The 14,224-nt window shown below is 68.1% G+C and carries 13 protein-coding genes; 11 read left to right on the top strand and 2 right to left on the bottom strand.

Annotated elements, in window-relative coordinates:
• Nucleotides 1–139: 139 nt before the first annotated feature.
• From ileS to ndk, 4 genes are read left to right on the top strand one after another with little or no spacing between them, the layout of a single operon-like run.
• Nucleotides 140–3,562 carry an isoleucine--tRNA ligase gene (gene ileS, locus ITJ43_RS01410; protein WP_194581414.1) on the top strand — a complete coding sequence of 1,141 codons (3,423 nt, stop codon included), beginning with the start codon at nucleotides 140–142 and terminating at the stop codon, nucleotides 3,560–3,562.
• Nucleotides 3,559–4,911 (top strand): bifunctional folylpolyglutamate synthase/dihydrofolate synthase, encoded by a 1,353-nt coding sequence (locus ITJ43_RS01415; RefSeq protein ID WP_194581416.1) that lies wholly within the window; start codon nucleotides 3,559–3,561, stop codon nucleotides 4,909–4,911. The genes ileS and ITJ43_RS01415 overlap by 4 nt, the downstream gene beginning before the upstream one ends.
• Nucleotides 4,899–5,294 (top strand): DUF4233 domain-containing protein, encoded by a 396-nt coding sequence (locus tag ITJ43_RS01420; protein WP_194581418.1) that lies wholly within the window; start codon nucleotides 4,899–4,901, stop codon nucleotides 5,292–5,294. The genes ITJ43_RS01415 and ITJ43_RS01420 overlap by 13 nt, the downstream gene beginning before the upstream one ends.
• Before the next feature lie 16 nt (nucleotides 5,295–5,310).
• Entirely contained in the window at nucleotides 5,311–5,724 is a 414-nt protein-coding gene (gene ndk, locus ITJ43_RS01425) for a nucleoside-diphosphate kinase (RefSeq protein WP_194581420.1), read from the top strand.
• 67 nt (nucleotides 5,725–5,791) lie between these two features.
• Here the strand turns inward: ndk and ITJ43_RS01430 are convergent, their stop codons facing one another.
• A complete protein-coding gene (locus ITJ43_RS01430; RefSeq protein ID WP_194581422.1) occupies nucleotides 5,792–6,406 on the bottom strand; it encodes a vitamin K epoxide reductase family protein in 615 nt (204 codons plus the stop codon).
• A 305-nt stretch (nucleotides 6,407–6,711) separates the two neighbouring features.
• Here ITJ43_RS01430 and ITJ43_RS01435 point away from each other — a divergent pair, with 305 nt between their 5' ends.
• The gene (locus ITJ43_RS01435) at nucleotides 6,712–9,114 is read left to right on the top strand and encodes an Rne/Rng family ribonuclease (RefSeq protein WP_194581424.1); all 2,403 of its coding nucleotides are present in this window, start codon (nucleotides 6,712–6,714) and stop codon (nucleotides 9,112–9,114) included.
• Between the two features lies 1 nt (nucleotide 9,115).
• Here ITJ43_RS01435 and ITJ43_RS01440 read toward each other — a convergent pair whose 3' ends face one another.
• Complete coding sequence (locus ITJ43_RS01440) at nucleotides 9,116–9,388, bottom strand: DUF4031 domain-containing protein (protein ID WP_194581426.1); 273 nt, start codon at nucleotides 9,386–9,388, stop codon at nucleotides 9,116–9,118.
• Between the two features lie 191 nt (nucleotides 9,389–9,579).
• On the opposite strand from ITJ43_RS01440, the gene rplU reads away from it, so the two are divergent.
• The 6 genes from rplU (at nucleotide 9,580) to ITJ43_RS01470 (ending at nucleotide 14,215) form a co-directional block, all read left to right on the top strand.
• Nucleotides 9,580–9,888 (top strand): 50S ribosomal protein L21, encoded by a 309-nt coding sequence (gene rplU / locus ITJ43_RS01445; RefSeq protein ID WP_194581429.1) that lies wholly within the window; start codon nucleotides 9,580–9,582, stop codon nucleotides 9,886–9,888.
• 18 nt (nucleotides 9,889–9,906) lie between these two features.
• Nucleotides 9,907–10,164 carry a 50S ribosomal protein L27 gene (gene rpmA, locus ITJ43_RS01450; protein WP_194581431.1) on the top strand — a complete coding sequence of 86 codons (258 nt, stop codon included), beginning with the start codon at nucleotides 9,907–9,909 and terminating at the stop codon, nucleotides 10,162–10,164.
• Nucleotides 10,165–10,271: 107 nt separating this feature from the next.
• Complete coding sequence (obgE, locus tag ITJ43_RS01455) at nucleotides 10,272–11,792, top strand: GTPase ObgE (RefSeq protein ID WP_194581433.1); 1,521 nt, start codon at nucleotides 10,272–10,274, stop codon at nucleotides 11,790–11,792.
• Nucleotides 11,789–12,622, top strand: coding sequence for a glutamate 5-kinase (proB, locus tag ITJ43_RS01460; RefSeq protein WP_194581436.1), 834 nt, complete (start codon nucleotides 11,789–11,791; stop codon nucleotides 12,620–12,622). The genes obgE and proB overlap by 4 nt, the downstream gene beginning before the upstream one ends.
• A gap of 35 nt (nucleotides 12,623–12,657) precedes the next feature.
• Nucleotides 12,658–13,947: a glutamate-5-semialdehyde dehydrogenase gene (locus tag ITJ43_RS01465; RefSeq protein ID WP_194581438.1), complete on the top strand. Its 1,290-nt coding sequence runs from the start codon at nucleotides 12,658–12,660 to the stop codon at nucleotides 13,945–13,947.
• Nucleotides 13,948–13,987: 40 nt separating this feature from the next.
• A complete protein-coding gene (locus ITJ43_RS01470; protein WP_194581440.1) occupies nucleotides 13,988–14,215 on the top strand; it encodes a hypothetical protein in 228 nt (75 codons plus the stop codon).
• The last annotated feature ends 9 nt before the right edge of the window (nucleotides 14,216–14,224 follow it).

Raw genomic sequence — 14,224 nt, forward strand, 5'->3', positions numbered from 1 at the left:
GGGGCAGGCCCGTCACAGCCGTCGCACGAGTGGCCGTTTCTTCATCGGAACGGCAAGCGGGGTGGTACCGCGGTCTGATGATCGTCCTCGCAGGAAGACTGCACGATTCATACGATGCACGAGCACCTGCTGGAGTGACATGACGTACCCTCAAACCTTCACGAGCGCGCCCACGGCTCCTGCGACGAGCGCCTTCGGCCCGGCCGCTGACGTCTCCCCGAGCCCGCGGTTTCCCGAGATCGAAGGCGAGGTTCTCGACTTCTGGGCGCAGGATGACACCTTCCGCGCATCGATCACACGTCGCGACGGCGCGGACGAATGGGTCTTCTACGACGGGCCTCCGTTCGCGAACGGGCTTCCGCACTACGGCCACCTGCTCACCGGGTACGCCAAGGACCTCTTCCCGCGCTTTCAGACGATGCGGGGCAAGAAGGTCGACCGCGTCTTCGGCTGGGACACGCACGGCCTGCCTGCCGAGCTGGAGGCGATGAAGCAGCTCGGCATCACCGAGAAGAGCGAGATCGAGCAGATGGGCATCGCTGCCTTCAACATGAAGGCACGCGAGTCGGTGCTCGAGTACACCCAGCAGTGGGAGGACTATGTCACCCGCCAGGCGCGCTGGGTCGACTTCGAGCGCGGGTACAAGACGCTCGACACCGGCTACATGGAGTCGGTGCTGTGGGCATTCAAGGAGCTGTGGGACAAGGGCCTCGCCTACGAGGGCCATCGCGTGCTGCCCTACTGCTGGCGTGATGAGACGCCGCTTTCGAACCACGAGCTGCGAATGGATGACGACGTCTACAAGATGCGTCAGGATCCCTCCGTCACCGTGACCTTCCCGCTCGTCGGCGTCAAGGCCGAGAGCCTGGGCCTGACCGGCGTGCGCGCGCTCGCCTGGACCACCACGCCATGGACGCTGCCGACCAACCTCGCCCTCGCCGTCGGGCCCGCGATCGAATACGTCGTTGTGCCCGGCGGGCCGAACGGGGCCGCTGACGTCCCGGCATCCGGCGACGACGAGGGCGCCACGGCGCACCGCTATCTGCTCGCCTCCGACCTTCTTGGCGGCTACGCGAAGGACCTCGGCTACGAGAGCGCCGCGGAGGCCGCGGAGGCGGTGGAGCGCACGGTCATCGGTGCTGATCTCGCGGACGTGCACTACGACCGTCTCTTCGACTATTACGCGGATGCCGACACGTGGGGCACGCAGTCGGCGTGGCGCATCCTCGTCGACGACTACGTCAGCACGACCGATGGCACCGGCATCGTGCACCAGGCCCCCGCCTACGGTGAGGACGACCAGCGGATCACCGAGGCCGCCGGCATCCCGCTCATCATGAGCCTCGACGATGGCGGACGCTTCCTGCCGCAGGTGCCCGACGTGGCCGGCGAGCTCTGGATGGATGCGAACCGTCCCCTCATCCGGCTCCTTCGCGCGGAGGGGCGCCTGGTGCGCGAGGCGTCCTACGAGCACTCGTACCCGCACTGCTGGCGCTGCCGCAACCCTCTGATCTACAAGGCCGTTTCGAGCTGGTTCGTGCGCGTCACGGCGATCAAGGACCGCCTCATCGAGCTCAACGAGCAGATCACCTGGGCGCCCGAGAACGTCAAGCACGGCCAGTTCGGCAAGTGGCTGGAAGGTGCGCGCGACTGGTCGATCAGCCGCAACCGCTTCTGGGGATCTCCCATCCCGGTGTGGCGCAGCGACAACCCCGAGTACCCGCGCATCGACGTGTACGGCTCGCTCGCCGACCTCGAGCGCGACTTCGGGCGCCTGCCGCGCAACGCGGCCGGCGAGGTGGATCTGCACCGCCCCTACATCGATGAGCTGTCGCGCCCGAACCCCGACGACCCGACCGGGCAGAGCATGATGCGCCGCATCGAGGACGTCTTCGACGTGTGGTTCGACTCCGGCTCGATGCCGTACGCGCAGGTGCACTATCCGTTCGACAACCGCGACTGGTTCGACGAACACGCCCCCGCCGATTTCATCGTCGAGTACATCGGGCAGACGCGCGGCTGGTTCTACGTCATGCACGTGCTCTCCGGAGCCCTCTTCGACCGGCCGGCGTTCACCGGCGTGGCCTGCCACGGCATCGTGCTCGGCAGCGACGGCCAGAAGATGAGCAAGTCGCTGCGCAACTACCCGGACGTGAGCGAGGTCTTCGACCGCGACGGCTCGGACGCGATGCGCTGGTTCCTGATGGCGTCGTCGGTGCTACGCGGCGGCAACCTCGTCGTGACCGAGGAGGGCATCCGGGCCGGCGTCCGCGAGTTCCTGCTGCCGTTGTGGAACACGTGGTACTTCTTCGCGACGTACGCCAATGCCGCTGCACCCGGCGGGTACACCGCCACGTGGCGCACCGACTCGACGAATGTGCTCGACCGCTACATCCTCGCCCTCACGGGGGATCTCGTGCGCGGGGTCGCCTCCGACCTCGAGCAGCTCGATTCGACCACCGCGGCCGCGAAGCTGCGCGACTTCACCGAAGCGCTGACGAACTGGTACGTGCGCCGCTCGCGCGACCGTTTCTGGGTCGGCGTGAGCGACGACGCGCGCTCGACCGAAGCGTTCGACACGCTGTACACCGTGCTCGAAACGCTCACGCGGGTGGCGGCGCCGCTGATCCCGTTGATCTCCGAGCGCGTGTGGCAAGGGCTCACCGGCGGGCGCAGTGTGCACCTGACCGACTGGCCGGATGCCGATGCCTTCCCCGCCGCGACCGACATTCGTACCGCGATGGATGCGGTCCGCGAGGTGTCGAGCGTCGCGAACGCGCTCCGCAAGAAGCAGGGCAAGCGCGTGCGTCTGCCGCTTCCGCGCCTGACCGTCGTGCTGCCCGCGGCTGCGAGCCTTGCGCAATTCGAGGACATCGTGCGCGAGGAACTGAATGTCAAGACCGTCGAGCTCGTCGAGCTCGAGGAGGCGACGGCGCGGGAGTACGGCATCACTCACCGGCTCTCCGTCAACGCGCGAGCGGCAGGTCCGCGCCTGGGCACGCAGGTGCAGCAGGTCATCGGCGCCGCCCGCGCCGGTGACTGGAGCGAACACGACGGCGTCGTCACTGTCGGCGGCGTCGCTTTGGAGACGGGGGAGTACGACCTGGTTCTCGAGACCGCCGGCCGCCCCGACGGCGAAGCGCTCGCCGTGCTTCCCGGCGCCGGTGACGGCGAGGGGGGCTTCGTCCTCCTTGATACGACCACCACCGCGGAACTCGAGGCCGAGGGGTTGGGGCGCGATATCGTCCGGGCAGTGCAGGAGACACGCAAAGCCGCCGGGTTCGACGTGAGTGACCGCATCCGACTGCAGCTGCTCTTCGGTTCGACCGAGGATGCCGATGCTGTGGCCTCGGCGTTCGCCGCGGCCGATGTCGCCGGCGAGACGCTCGCCCTGGACTACGCGGTCGTCGGTCCCGACGGGGCCGCCCTGTTGGGCGAAGGCTCAGTCCTCGCCGCGGCCGAAACCCTCGACGCCGACTACACGGCGGAGATCGCGGCGGCGACCTACGCCAACCGCGGTCCGTTCACCGTCGCCGTCACCCGCATCGGAGCGTCCTCGTGAACGATCGCAACCGCGCCGACGCGGTCTACCGCAACCTGTTGACCCGCCAAGGTGAGCAGTGGGTACAGCCTCGCGTGGAGCGCACCCGGCGGGTGCTCGAGCTGCTCGACGACCCCCAGCGCACCTACCGGGTGGTCCATGTCACGGGCACGAACGGCAAGACGTCGACCAGCCGCATGATCGAGTCGATCGTTCGTGCGCATGGGCTCCGCACCGGCCTGTTCACGAGCCCGCACCTGGAGCGCTTCACCGAGCGCATCATGATCGACGGAGAACCCATCGACGACGGGCTCATCGCAGATGCGTGGGACGAAATCGGCCCGATCGTCGACCTCGTCGATGCAGAACTCGCGGCATCCGGCGATGCAGCTCTGACATTCTTCGAGCTGCTGACGGTGCTCGCGTTCGTCGCGTTCGCGGATGCTCCTGTCGATGTCGCCGTCGTCGAGGTGGGCATGGGCGGCACGTGGGACTCGACCAACACCGCCGATGGCGATGTGGCCGTCATCGCCCCGATCGACCTCGACCACGCCGACAAGCTCGGAAACACCATCGCCGAGATTGCGACGGTGAAGGCGGGCATCATCAAAGACGGTGCCGCCACGGTCTCGGCTACACAGAACGCTGCAGCGATCGAGGTCCTCACTGCGGCAGCAGCAGCGCGAGGCGCCACCCTGGCCGTCGAGGGAACCGCGTTCGGCCTCACGACGCAGCGCCTCGCGGTAGGCGGACAGCAGCTCGGTGTGCAGGGACTGGCCGCGACGTACGACGACCTCTACCTCCCGCTGTACGGAGCGCATCAGGGACACAACGCGGCGCTCGCGATCGCCGCCGTGGAGTCGCTCATCGGCGCCGGAACGCAGCCGATCGCGCCGGATGTGCTCGCCGATGGACTGGCGCAGGTCACCTCGCCGGGCCGGCTGCAGTTGATCGGCGTGGCTCCCACCGTGCTCGTCGACAGCGCCCACAACCCGCACGGGGCACGGGCGCTGGTCGCCGCCCTGTCCGACTCGTTCGACTTCGACGAGTGGGGCATCGTTCTCGGCGCCTTCCGCGACAAGGACACGGCGGGCATCGTCGCCACCCTCGCACCGGCGGCGAGCCATGTCTTCGTCACCGCCCCCCCGTCCGAGCGCGCGGCAGACCCGGACACGCTCGCCGATCATGTCCAGGCGGCGGGCATCCCCGTCAGCGTGCACCCTGACCTGGCCGATGCCGCTGAAGCCGCACGCGAGTGGGCGTCCGCCTCAGACCGACGAGCGGTGGTCATCGCCGGAAGTGTCGTGCTCGCCGGCGAGGCGCTGCAGCTGGCGGCGGCGGAGGATTGGAAGGAAGGGTGGCACGCGTGAGTGCAGCCCGTGCGCGCCGTCAGCGCGGCGCCGAGGAGTCGCTGGCACAGGTCGTGCTGGGCTTCGAGTCCATCATCGTGTTCCTCGGCGGTCTCGCCGTCTACGGGCTGAGCGCGCTTCCCGCGGGCATTGCATCGTGGTGGGGAATCGTGGCGGGGTCTGTCCTGGCGTTGCTCATGATCTTGACGACCGCTCGCCTCAACTCGCGCAGTGGCATCATGCTCGGTTGGGTCTGGCAGGGGGTGGTCGTCCTCGGAGGAATCGTCGTTCCCGCGCTGGTTGTCGTGGGGGTCATTTTCGGTGCGATGTATGCGTATGCGACGATCAAGGGCAGGGCGCTCGATCGTCGAAACGCGGCCCGCGTACTTCCTCCCCGCCCGTAACCGAACGGAGACCGACATGCCCACCGAAGAGACCCTCGTCCTCGTCAAGCCCGACGGCGTCGCCCGCGGCCTCACTGGCGCGATCCTGGCCCGCATCGAGGCGAAGGGATACGCACTCGTCGACATCAAGCTCGTCGAGCCCGACCGTGATCTGCTCGAGCAGCACTACGCCGAGCACGCGGGAAAGCCCTTCTACGAGCCGCTCGTGGAGTTCATGCTCTCTGGCCCTTCTGTGGCCATCCGGCTGGCGGGCAACCGCGTCATCGAGGGTTTTCGTTCGCTGGCAGGCACGACCGATCCCACCACGGCGGCGCCCGGCACGATCCGGGGCGACTTCGGTCGCGACTGGGGACTCAAGGTGCAGCAGAACCTGGTGCACGGCAGCGACAGCCCCGAGTCGGCGGCACGCGAACTCGCGATCTGGTTCTGATCGTCCGCATATCGACGCGCCCGATCGCAGGTCTGCGGCCGGGCGCGTCGGTGTGTGCCGGGGCTGTCTAGAAGATGACGTCGATGAGCTGCGGAATCGCGTCGAGGCGGAACTGCGCGAGCAGCAGAACGATCGCGTACGTGACGAGTGCCATCAGCGGCACCCACGCACCGAGTGCGGTTCCGACGGCACGCACACGGGGGGCGTCGGAGACGACGCCCGACCGCAGCAGATGAACAGCGACCGCGTAGAAGGTCGGAATGGTCACCAGCCACGTCACCATGCACCAGGGGCAGAGCGTACCGAGCACGTAGATGCTCTGGCTGATGAGCCACACGACGAAGCCGAAGGCGAAAGTCACACCCGCGAAGAACGCCCACCAGAACCAGCGGGCGAAACGCGCGCCGGCCAGAATCGCCATCCCGACCACGATCGGAGCCATCCACCCACCGAGTCCGATGATCGGGTTGGGAAAGCCGAAGACGCTGCCTTGGGGTGATTCCAGGTTGGCGCTGCACTGCACGATGATGCTGAAGTCGCAGGATGCCGCGGCCGTCGAACCGGCGACTTTGGAGAGCTTTTCCACCGTCAGCGCGAAGGCGGCGATCCAACCGATGACGCCGGCGATCACCAGCCAGATCGCGAGGACTCGGGGCCGGCTGTCGATCGTGCGTGGGTGCATGACGGTGATTATCGCATTCGAGCGGATGGTGTCCGCTGGGGAAGCGTAAGCGACGCGCGGAGAGCCCGAAGACCGGTTCTGCTCGATCCACGCAAGAAGATGCGATACTGGTGGCTGATGCATTGCGGCCGCGCCGCACAGCGCATCACCGAAGACTTCGGGCGATGAACGCCCGGCAGTACGAGCCCCGCCACCGAGCGGGTGAGGCTGCAGACCGAATGAGCACGCGGTTGCCCGGCACCCGGGAGGTACCGCCAGATGTCACCCGACGGCACGCGGAGCCGGCGGCGAGGAGTAAGCCAGAGATGGCCGATCAGATCAACGACCAGTCCACACCCGCCACGGACGAGGCTCTGAGCGCCTCGTCGCCCGACGATCAGGCCGCCCCCGTCCTCGTTCCCGAGAGCGCGGATGCCGCACCGGAGCCGACCGCTGCGGAAGAGGCCCCTGCCTCCATCGACGGCCTCGACATTGCGGAGGGCACGGAGTCCGCAACATCCGACGAGGAGGCCGCCGGCGACCAGACTGCGAGTGCGGAGCCCGCCGACGACAACGCGGCTGCGGCAGCCGATGTCGCCGAGGCGTCGGAGCCCGCAAAGGACGACCAGCCGCTCACCGCCGTGAGCCTCGGGCTGCTTCCCGCCGACTTCGTTTCGGCCGTCTCGACGCAGCTCGTCTTCTACGCACCCGCTGTGGCTCCGCTGCCGCCGCGCCCGGGCTCGCGGCCCGACGGTCGCGACGACCGCGACGAGGCCGGTCCGGAGACCGCGTCGAGCGCCCGCCGCCGCAACCGCCGCCGCAGCGGAGGAGCCTCGGCATCCGAGGCGGACGACGCCCCACAGGGTCAGACCCCTCCGCGTCGCCGTGCCGTCGAACTCATCACCGAGCCGCAGCGGATCAAGGGGTCCACCCGTCTCGAGGCGAAGAAGCAGCGCCGCCGCGATGGCCGCGAGGCCGGACGTCGACGCACCGTCGTGACGGAGGCCGAGTTCCTCGCGCGCCGTGAGGCCGTCGACCGCGACATGATCGTGCGTTCCAAGAACGGTCGCATCCAGATCGCCGTTCTCGAGGACAACGTCCTCGTCGAGCACTACGTCGCGCGCAGCCAGGAGTCGTCGCTGATCGGCAACGTCTACCTCGGTCGCGTGCAGAACGTGCTGCCCAGTATGGAGGCCGCTTTCGTCGACATCGGCCGCGGACGCAACGCGGTGCTGTACTCCGGCGAGGTCGACTGGGATGCCGTCGAGACGGGCAACCAGCCGCGTCGCATCGAGCTTGCGCTCAAGAGCGGCGACCGCGTGCTCGTGCAGGTCACCAAAGATCCGGTGGGACACAAGGGCGCTCGCCTGACCAGCCAGATATCGCTGCCGGGCCGCTACCTCGTCTACGTTCCCGGCGGCGCGATGAACGGCATCTCGCGCAAGCTCCCCGACACGGAGCGCGCGCGCCTGAAGCGCATCCTCAAGGAGGTGCTGCCCGAGTCGAGCGGCGTCATCGTCCGCACGGCCGCCGAGGGCGCGACCGAAGACCAGTTGACGCGCGACGTGCAGCGTCTCACCTCGCAGTGGGAGCACATCTCGTCGCAGGTGGACACCATCGGTGCACCGGCCCTGCTGCATTCCGAGCCCGACCTGCTGGTCAAGATCGTCCGCGACGTCTTCAACGAGGACTTCTCCAAGATGCTGATCCAGGGCGATGACGCCTACCAGACCATCACGGCCTACCTCGCCGGCGTCGCGCCGGACCTTCTCGAGCGCATCGAGAAGTACGAGGACGAGCAGGATCCCTTCGACCGCTTCCGCGTGACCGAGCAGATCGAGAAGGCTCTCGACCGCAAGGTGTGGCTGCCGTCGGGCGGATCTCTCGTCATCGACCGCACCGAGGCGATGACGGTGGTCGACGTCAACACCGGCAAGTTCGTCGGATCGGGCGGCAACCTCGAGGAGACCGTCACCAAGAACAACCTCGAAGCGGCCGAGGAGATCGTCCGTCAGCTGCGCCTGCGCGACATCGGCGGCATCATCGTCGTCGACTTCATCGACATGGTTCTCGAATCGAACCGCGACCTGGTGCTGCGCCGTCTTGTTGAGTGCCTCAGCCGTGACCGCACCAAGCACCAGGTGGCCGAGGTCACTTCGCTCGGTCTCGTCCAGATGACGCGCAAGAAGCTCGGCCTCGGGCTGCTGGAGACCTTCAGCGAACCGTGCGAGGTCTGCGCCGGCCGCGGCGTGATCGTTCACCACGACCCGGTCGTCAAGCACCGCGGCTCGCAGGCGCCGTCGCAGAGCAACGGCGGTCGCCGTTCGCGCCAGGGCGCTCCCACCGGCGCGCCGAGCGCGGGCAACGGCGTGACGCACGTCATCACGGAGAGCGCGAAGTCGGCGCTGGCACAGATCGCGGCGTCCACGATCCACACCGCGGCCGAGGAGGCCGGTCTGTCCGCCGAGCCTGTGCTCTCACTTCCGGTCGAGACAGAGGTCGCCAGCGAGCGGCCCAAGCGTCCCCGCAAGAAGCGGGAGTCGCCGGCGCGGGCGTCGAGCGAGAAGACGGAGAAGGACATGCTCCTGGACTCCGTGCTCAGTGCTCTTCCCGAGCCGAAGGCTCCGGGTCAGGGACGCGGGCGTCGTCGTGTGACCACTGCCGCGCTCACCGGAACGCCCGTCGCTGCGACACCGACGGGTGATCAGTCCCCGGCATCTGCGGACTGATTCAGAGTGAACGCCGCTCGCGAGCGGTGACCCGCAAACCCGAAGCGATCAACCGCTTCACCAACTCGTGGCCGCTCACGTGCTCTGCACCGGCGGCCACGAGCCTGTTCAGGGCGTCTTCAGGCACGTCGTAGTGGTCGCGGTCGAATCCTCGACGGGGGATGCCGTTGGCTTCCGCGAACGCGTGGAGCTCCTCGAGGTCGCTGTCGCTGACCAGGTGCGCCCACAACCGCCCATGTGCGGGCCAGCGCGCGTCGTCGATGAGGATCGCCATGGCTGGAGTCTAAGTCGGGCGCGACACGCCCCGGGCCGCTTTTGCCGATGGGCAGCGCATCGGGTAAAGTAGACCCTTGGTGCGTCGAGTTTCGCCTCCGCACTGGATATTTGGGCACAACCTTTACGGGCGTGCTCGTCCCATGAAGACAGCCGGGGCCGCAGGCTCCGCAGAAGAAAAACAGGTGTGAAGTGGTTTACGCAGTTGTGCGCGCCGGCGGCCGTCAGGAGAAGGTCGAGGTCGGCACGATCGTCGTTCTCGACCGTCAGCAGGTCAAGGTCGGCGAGAAGCTCGAGCTGCCCGCCGTGCTGCTCGTCGATGGCGACGCCGTGACGACCGACGCCGACAAGCTGGCGAAGGTGACCGTCACCGCCGAGGTTCTCGGCGAAGAGCGCGGTCCCAAGATCGTCATCCAGAAGTTCAAGAACAAGACCGGTTACAAGAAGCGCCAGGGACACCGTCAGGACCTCACGCGCGTCAAGATCACCGGCATCAAGTAAGCGGAAGAGGCATCCGAGATGGCACACAAAAAGGGCGCGAGCTCTACCCGCAACGGCCGTGACTCCAACGCCCAGCGACTGGGCGTGAAGCGCTTCGGCGGTCAGGCTGTCCTCGCCGGCGAGATCATCGTTCGTCAGCGCGGCACACACTTCCACCCGGGCGCCAACGTCGGCCGCGGTGGCGACGACACGCTGTTCGCTCTCGCCGCCGGTGCAGTCGAATTCGGCAAGAAGGGCGGCCGCAAGGTCGTCAACATCGTCGCTGCGGCGGAGTGACCCGCGTTCGACCATAGACATGAGGTGAGGGGCGAGCTTCGGCTCGCCCCTCCTTCTTTAGCTCGGACCTTCATCCTTATCCCGATCCATCCCGTCAGGAGACCGACATGGTGACCTTCGTCGATCGAGTGACGCTGCATTTGCGCGCCGGAAAGGGCGGCAACGGCTGTGTCTCGGTGCGTCGCGAGAAATTCAAGCCTCTCGCCGGCCCCGATGGCGGGAACGGCGGACACGGGGGCGACATCGTCCTCGTCGCCGATCCGCAGGTGACGACACTGCTGTCCTACCATCACTCGCCGCACCGCACCGCGGGCAACGGCGGGTTCGGAATGGGCGACCACCGTTCCGGAGCCGCGGGCGAGACTCTCGAGCTCGCCGTACCGGTGGGCACGGTGGTGAAGGATGCCGAGGGCGAGACCCTCATCGACCTCATCGAGCCGGGCACCCGGTTCGTGGTGGCGCCGGGCGGGCAGGGCGGCCTCGGCAACGCGGCGCTGGCCAACCCGAAGCGCAAGGCCCCCGGGTTCGCGCTGCTCGGCACTCCCGGTTGGGAGGGCGATGTCAATCTCGAACTCAAGACGGTGGCCGACGTCGCTCTCGTGGGCTTCCCGTCCGCCGGCAAGTCGAGTCTGATCGCCGCGATCTCAGCAGCTCGACCGAAGATCGCCGACTACCCGTTCACGACGCTGCACCCCAACCTGGGTGTCGTCCAGGCGGGCGAGACCCGCTTCACCGTCGCCGACGTTCCCGGTCTGATCGAGGGTGCAAGCGAAGGCAAGGGCTTGGGCCTCGAGTTCCTGCGCCACGTCGAGCGGTGCACGGCGCTCGTGCACGTTCTCGACTGCGCGACACTGGAGCCGGGTCGCGACCCTCTCTCCGACCTCGATGTGATCCGCGAAGAGCTGGCGAACTACCCGGTACCCGAGGGTCAGACCCCGCTGCTCGAGCGCCCCCAGCTGGTGGCGCTGAACAAGGTGGACGTGCCCGAGGCGAAAGATCTGGCCGACATGGTGCGCGCCGACCTCGAGGAGCGCGGCTACCGCGTCTTCGAGATCTCGACGGTCAGTCACGAAGGGCTGCGCCAGCTGACCTTTGCGCTCGGCGACGTCATCGCCGCGCACCGCAAGCACCTGGCCGAGACCCCGGTCGCCGAGCGGATCGTCATCCGCCCCAAAGGCGCGGTCAAAGAGTTCGAGATCCGCGTCGAAGGCGGCACCTACGGCAACATCTACCGGATTCTCGGTGAGAAGCCGTTGCGTTGGGTGCAGCAGACCGACTTCCAGAACGAAGAGGCCGTCGGCTTCCTGGCCGACCGCCTCGAGAAGCTCGGCATCGAGAACGAGCTCTTCCGCGTCGGTGCGGTGGCGGGCTCGACCGTCGTCATCGGTCCCGGCGACGGCATCGTCTTCGACTGGCATCCCTCGCTCTCGTCGGCGGCGGAGTTGATGACGGCGCCGCGCGGGACCGACCCGCGCCTGGATCTCAACCCGCGCCGCACGACCTCGCAGCGCCGCGAGCGCTATCACGAGCGCATGGATGCGAAGGCGGAAGCCCGGGCCGAGCTCGAGTCCGAGCGCCTCGGTACACCCGCGGACGGCTACGTCTGGGAGGACGACGAGGAGTCGTGAGCGTGCAGGATCGATCGCAGATCTCGGGAGCCGGCCGCGTCGTCGTCAAGGTCGGATCGTCATCGATCAGTGGCGAGAGCCACCACCGCATCGAAACGATCGTCGACGCCATCGCGGCTGCACGCGGACGCGGCACCGATGTCGTGCTCGTCTCGTCGGGTGCGATCGCGACTGCGCTGCCGTTCCTGCACCTCGATGGCCGACCCGCCGATCTTGCCACCCAGCAGGCGGCGGCGGCCGTGGGCCAGAACCTGCTCATGTGGCGCTACCAGACCTCGCTCGATCGTCACGCGATGCTGGGCGGTCAGGTGCTTCTCACCGCCGGCGACCTCGAGAACGCCGCACACCGCGCCAACGCGCGTCGCGCCGTCGATCGGCTGCTCGGTCTCGGTGTGCTGCCGATCGTGAACGAGAACGACACGGTCGCAACCCACGAGATCCGTTTCGGAGACAATGACCGCCTCGCGGCTCTCGTCGCCGATCTCATCGGGGCTGATGCGCTGATTCTGCTCAGCGACATCGAGTCGCTCTACACACGCCCGCCGTCCGATCCGGGTGCGGAGGCCATTCGCACCGTCGGCTACGGCGACGACCTGGCGCAGTTCGAGTTCGGGTCCGTCGTGGTCAACAGCGTGGGAACCGGGGGTGCGGCCACCAAGGCCTCGGCTGCGCGGCTGGCCGCGGCATCCGGAATAGGCGTTCTTGTCACGAGTGCCGACCTCGTCGAGCAGGCGCTGTCGGGCGCCGACATCGGTACGTGGTTCGCACCCAACCCCGATGCTCCGGTGCGCAGCGGCACGATGCCGTTGCCGACGGTGTCTCCCGTCTGAGAGAGCCTGCGGTGGACGCTCGATACACTGAGCGGATGACCACTCCCACCGCGACCGTCGCTGTCGCCGACTCCGTCGCCACTGGTGCTCGCGAACGCATCGAGCGTGCGCACGATGCCGCGCGGGGAATCGGGCTGCTGTCTGACATCGACAAGACGGACGCCCTCAACGCCGTCGCCGCCGCGATAGAGGCGGCGACGGAGGAGATCGTCTCCGCGAACGCCGTCGACCTCGAGCGCGCAGCGCGCGACGAGCTGTCGACGGGGCTGCTCGACCGCCTCCGCCTGGATGCCGATCGCGTCGGAGCCCTGGCGTCTGCCGTGCGCGACGTCGCGGCGTTGCCCGACCCGGTGGGGCGCATCCTCGACGAGCGGGTGCTCGCCAACGGTGTGCGGCTGCAGAAGGTATCCGTCCCGTTCGGGGTCGTCGGGTCGATCTACGAGGCGCGCCCGAACGTCACGGTCGACATCGCCGCGCTCGCGCTCCGCTCCGGAAACGCCGTCGTGCTGCGCGGGGGTACCGCCGCACAGTCGACGAACGCCGCGCTCGTGCGCGTCATGCGCTCCGCGCTGGCCGAGCGCGGGATAGACCCCGAGGCCGTCCAGACCGTCGACGACTTCGGTCGCGCGGGCGCTCAGGCCCTCATGCAGGCGCGCGGCCTCGTCGACGTGCTGGTTCCGCGCGGCAGTGCTCAGCTCATCGAGACAGTGGTGACGCAGTCCGCGGTGCCGGTGATCGAGACCGGCGCCGGGGTCGTGCACATCGTGCTGGATTCCTCCGCGCCGAAGGAGTGGGCCGAGCGCATCGTCGTGAACGCGAAGGCCCAGCGCCCGAGTGTGTGCAACGCCGTCGAAACCGTGCTGGTCGTTCGGGATGCCGCTGAGCGGCTCATTCCGCCCGTTGCCGCCGCCCTGATCGACGCGGGTGTCACCATACACGGCGACGAGACGGTCCGCAGCCTCGTCGCGGGGGCCGTCGAAGCGACCGAGGCGGACTGGTCGACCGAGCACATGAGCCTGGACCTGTCTATGCGGGTGGTCGATGACCTCGACGCGGCGCTCGCGCACATCCGCCGCTACTCCACACACCACACGGAGTCGATCGTGACCTCCGACGACGCGCACGCCGAGCGTTTCCTCGCGGAGGTCGATTCCGCCGTCGTCATGGCCAACGCCTCCACCCGGTTCACCGACGGCGGCGAGTTCGGCTTCGGCGCGGAAGTCGGCATCTCCACCCAGAAGCTGCACGCACGCGGCCCGATGGGCCTGCCCGAGCTCACGAGCACCAAGTGGCTCGCGCGTGGGTCCGGGCAGATCCGCAGCTGACCACCTAAACTGGGAAGACCCGACTTTCGAAGGAGTCCGAATGACCCTCGCCACGATCCTCGCCCTCGCCTCGGCGGAGGCGGAGCACCACGGCAACGTCCAGGCCGAGACGTTCATCTTCGGCCTGATCGCGTTCATCGTGTTCATGGCGCTGGGCCTGGTGACGCTGTCGTACCGCAACGTCGCCAACCGCCACTCGCACAAAGCCGAGGCCTACGCGAAGGCGCACCCCGTCGACCAGGCTCAGGTGGGACACGGCCACCACTAGGACGGCAGG

Origin of the sequence: Microbacterium sp. VKM Ac-2870, assembly GCF_015350795.1 — a bacterium.
GTDB lineage: Bacteria > Actinomycetota > Actinomycetes > Actinomycetales > Microbacteriaceae > Microbacterium.

Excerpts from the sequence above, each read along its gene's own strand:
- ileS (WP_194581414.1), top strand. The coding sequence starts at position 140 with ATGACGTACCCTCAAACCTTCACGAGCGCGCCCACGGCTCCTGCGACG.
- ndk (WP_194581420.1), top strand. The coding sequence starts at position 5,311 with ATGCCCACCGAAGAGACCCTCGTCCTCGTCAAGCCCGACGGCGTCGCC.
- ITJ43_RS01430 (WP_194581422.1), bottom strand. The coding sequence starts at position 6,406 with ATGCACCCACGCACGATCGACAGCCGGCCCCGAGTCCTCGCGATCTGG.
- ITJ43_RS01435 (WP_194581424.1), top strand. The coding sequence starts at position 6,712 with ATGGCCGATCAGATCAACGACCAGTCCACACCCGCCACGGACGAGGCT.
- ITJ43_RS01440 (WP_194581426.1), bottom strand. The coding sequence starts at position 9,388 with ATGGCGATCCTCATCGACGACGCGCGCTGGCCCGCACATGGGCGGTTG.
- rpmA (WP_194581431.1), top strand. The coding sequence starts at position 9,907 with ATGGCACACAAAAAGGGCGCGAGCTCTACCCGCAACGGCCGTGACTCC.
- obgE (WP_194581433.1), top strand. The coding sequence starts at position 10,272 with ATGGTGACCTTCGTCGATCGAGTGACGCTGCATTTGCGCGCCGGAAAG.
- ITJ43_RS01465 (WP_194581438.1), top strand. The coding sequence starts at position 12,658 with ATGACCACTCCCACCGCGACCGTCGCTGTCGCCGACTCCGTCGCCACT.
- ITJ43_RS01470 (WP_194581440.1), top strand. The coding sequence starts at position 13,988 with ATGACCCTCGCCACGATCCTCGCCCTCGCCTCGGCGGAGGCGGAGCAC.